Genomic DNA, 1,390 nt, shown 5'->3' on the forward strand with positions numbered 1-1,390 from the left:
CCCCCGAGCGCGAGCCCCGCGGCCCCCGCGACGCCCCCGGTGACGGCGAGGGCGGCGCGGAGGGTGCCGGGCGTGGGTTCAGCGGCCTTCGGCGCGGGCCCGGGGGCCAGGGTTTCCGTCCCGGCCGCCACGGTTTCCGTACGCGCGCCGATTTCCGCCCCGGGAGCAGCCGATAACCGTCCGAGAATTCGCCGCAACAACTCCCCGACGTCCGCACCCGTGACGCTCGCCGCATGCAGCACGAGAACGCTCCCGGTAACGGAATTGACCCGCACCGACCTGATTCCCCGGACCCCCCGCAGCACATCCGCCAGAGACTCCGCGAAATCCGGCCTCCCGACCGTCTGCGGAACGCTCCACCGCTGCCGCCCCGGCACGTTCGAGCGCATTCTCACATCGCTCCGGACCGGCCGTCCGACGGCCGCCGCCCCCACCAGTAGTGCCATGTCCAGCTGGTTCCCATGCTCTCTGCGACACCGCGCGCCGGGCGGCTGTCGTGCGACGAATTCCGGGTGCGCGTTCTCAGTGGGTCTTGCCGGCCCCGCCGGCGGGCCGGCCCTTGGGGGCGGCGGTCTTCGCGGCACCGGTGTCGGCGGCGACGGAGGCGGGTGCGGGGGCGGATGCGGGGGCGGTCGCGGCGGTCGGCACGGGCGCGGCGGCCGGTGCCCCGCCGGTCGCGAGCTGGGCGGCCATGACCTCGGCGGTCACCTCGGCCGCGAGGTCGTGGAGCCCCTCGGTCGCCTCGTGGGCGGCGCGCTTCACCTCCAGGACGAGCCCGACCGAGGTCTTCACGAGCCCCTTCATCAAAGGTGTGACGATCCGCTTGGCCAACGGTGCGGCGATAAGACCGATCAGGAACGGGGGAACTACGGGAGGCATGACTCGGTTTCCCTTTCCGGGGTGGAGGGTCGTGGAATATGACGGCGATTGCCGCGGGAAATGCGGACCGGCTTTCTCACCTGTCTCACCCGGTTCGTTTCACACCACACGCGGCGGCGACGAAGGAATCCTATCCGAGGTACTCCGTATGGCCCCCGGCCCGTTCGCACACCTTCACCCGAACGTGTCACACCGCCGGAGTTTTCGGCCAGCCCTCGAATAACGGTTCACCGCGCACCGACCGCTCACACCTCCCGGAACGAGCACCCTCACCCCCCACCTCTCCCCATGAATTCACGGACCGCGTCCGCCCTTTTCGGCCAACCGGAACCCCCGGCACGCACCCCCCACACACCCCGCACCAGCGATCCTTCCGCGAGACGGAAGTGCCGTTGCACCACCCCCACGCACCTCAAGACGATGGCGGCAGGACCGAGAGACGGGAACCCCCATGCCGCACATCACCGCCTTCGCCAGGAACCAGTGGTACGTCATGGCCTACAGCCACGAG

1 protein-coding gene and 2 pseudogenes are annotated in these 1,390 nt (G+C 70.6%); all 3 read right to left on the reverse strand.

Going from position 1 to position 1,390, the window contains the following annotated elements:
* Positions 1-242: pseudogene (locus AOK24_RS50025) on the reverse strand (hypothetical protein); the annotation flags it as partial.
* A 48-nt stretch (positions 243-290) separates the two neighbouring features.
* Positions 291-446, reverse strand: a pseudogene (locus AOK24_RS52960) (hypothetical protein); the annotation flags it as partial.
* A gap of 76 nt (positions 447-522) precedes the next feature.
* Positions 523-879, reverse strand: coding sequence for a DUF5132 domain-containing protein (locus AOK24_RS42695; protein WP_055725237.1), 357 nt, complete (start codon positions 877-879; stop codon positions 523-525).
* Positions 880-1,390: the final 511 nt, after the last annotated feature.

Source organism: Streptomyces niveiscabiei (genome assembly GCF_001419795.1).
Classification (GTDB): domain Bacteria; phylum Actinomycetota; class Actinomycetes; order Streptomycetales; family Streptomycetaceae; genus Streptomyces; species Streptomyces niveiscabiei.

Bases quoted from the DNA above. Each gene is read 5' to 3' on its own strand.
- AOK24_RS42695 (WP_055725237.1), bottom strand. From the start codon at position 879: ATGCCTCCCGTAGTTCCCCCGTTCCTGATCGGTCTTATCGCCGCACCG.